This window comes from Metabacillus niabensis (assembly GCF_902829255.1).
Taxonomy (GTDB): Bacteria; Bacillota; Bacilli; order Bacillales; family Bacillaceae; genus Metabacillus; species Metabacillus niabensis.
Map to the genome: position 1 here is coordinate 1 of NZ_CADEPK010000251.1, position 1,570 is coordinate 1,570.

Consider the following 1,570-nt stretch of genomic DNA (forward strand, 5'->3'; position numbering starts at 1 on the left):
AAACTACACATATAATTATTAAATTTGGTTATACTATGAAAATCAAAAAAAGACTTTCGGATATCACTTCAAGCGATACTAAAGATACTAGCCTCAACCAATGAAAGGATTGTCATTAATATGAATGTAAAGATTAACTTTGATTCAAGCTGGCAGGAAGAATTTTTCACAAAGTTAAATAGTGATGGACCTTGGGCAAACTGGGACCTTTATAAGCTAGCATATGAGGTCCAACAACAAACAGTTGTCCCTTCATTTACTGGCTTGCAGGCACCAAAGCATCTACCGAATTTTACACCTTTACCACATCAATTAGAGGTAGCACAAAGAGTAGTGGAAAAAATGAACGGAAAAGCTATTCTAGCAGATGAAGTTGGTTTAGGTAAAACAATTGAAGCAGGATTAATTTTAAAAGAATATATGATTCGTGGACTTGTCAAAAAAGTACTAATTTTAGTTCCAGCATCACTTGTTTCCCAATGGGCAAAAGAACTGAATGAAAAATTTTTCATCCCTGCTGTTGAACAAAAAAAGAGCTATGTATGGGAATCATGTGATGTCGTTGTTTCATCGATTGATACAGCAAAGCGCAGTCCTCATCGTGAAATTGTTACAGAACAACCATATGATTTAATTATTATTGATGAGGCACATAAGTTAAAAAATAATAAAACCAAAAACTATGAATTTGTACAAAATTTAAAAAAGAAATATTGCTTACTTTTAACAGCAACACCTGTCCAGAATAGAATTGAAGAAATTTTCAACCTTGTTTCACTCTTAAAGCCTGGGCATTTAGGAAATGAGTCTTACTTTAGTGAAGCATTCTCAGCAAAAGAACGCTCTCTTGAAGACCATGAACACTTACGAGAGCTTATCGACAAGGTCATGATTCGAAACCGCCGCGGAGATACTGGTATCGATTGGCCAAAACGACATGTTGAAACCGTCCCTATTCAATTCTCAGAGACTGAACAACGATTATATGACACCATTACATCATTGCGTCATTCTAACCAATTTTCAGCTTTTGCCTTTTCAATTATGACTCTTCAGCGTGAGGCATGCAGCAGCCGTGAAGCTGTCTATATGACATTGAAGAAAATGCTTGATCGCTCTGAAGAAGCTGAAAATGTCTTACCGAATGATGTAATAAAAAATATAATGGTCGCAATTGACGGTGTCACCCAAAATTCAAAAGCCCTTAAAGTTGTTGAACTAATAAAAAAAATAAATGATAAAGTTATAATCTTTACCGAATATCGAGCAACACAATTTTATTTACAATGGTTTTTGAAACAGAACGGAATAACTTCTGTACCGTTTCGTGGAGGTTTCAAACGCGGCAAAAAGGATTGGATGAAAGATTTATTTAAAAATCAAGTCCAGGTGTTAATAGCTACAGAGGCAGGTGGTGAAGGGATAAATTTACAGTTCTGTCACCATATCATAAATTACGATCTCCCATGGAACCCAATGAGACTCGAACAAAGAATTGGACGTATACACCGTTTAGGTCAAGAACATGACGTACACATTTACAATATGGCAACGAAGAATACTGTAGAAG

1 protein-coding gene is annotated in these 1,570 nt (G+C 35.5%); it reads left to right on the forward strand.

The window, feature by feature from the left end; translation table 11 throughout:
- Nucleotides 1–120: 120 nt before the first annotated feature.
- On the forward strand, nucleotides 121–1,570 hold a 1,450-nt coding region (locus HU235_RS15685; protein WP_174880803.1), incomplete at its 3' end, for a DEAD/DEAH box helicase.